Origin of the sequence: Pseudomonas sp. W15Feb9B (assembly GCF_000828175.1) — a bacterium.
Taxonomy (GTDB): domain Bacteria; phylum Pseudomonadota; class Gammaproteobacteria; order Pseudomonadales; family Pseudomonadaceae; genus Aquipseudomonas; species Aquipseudomonas parakoreensis.
In genome coordinates this window covers 1-219 of record NZ_JTKF01000091.1, presented here as the reverse complement: position 1 = coordinate 219, position 219 = coordinate 1, and the positions used below count along the sequence as shown (strand labels likewise).

Annotated in this window: 1 protein-coding gene; it reads left to right on the top strand. The window is 63.0% G+C overall.

Features of this window, described 5'->3' with window-relative positions; translation table 11 throughout:
* The coding region (locus OC71_RS26735) for an Ig-like domain-containing protein (RefSeq protein ID WP_041075065.1) at positions 1-219 on the top strand (219 nt) is incomplete at both ends.

Genomic DNA, 219 nt, shown 5'->3' with positions numbered 1-219 from the left:
ACTGCCAATGCGACCCTCGATGTGAACGTGATCGACGACCTGCCCAAAGCGGTGAACGACAGCAACGCCAACACCGCGTCGGAAACCAATCTGATCCTGACCGGCAACGTGCTGACCAACGACGTACAAGGCGCCGACCGCGTACCCACCGGCCCCGTCACTGCCGGTACCTTCAGCGGCACCTACGGCACCCTGGAGCTGCACACCGACGGCACTTAC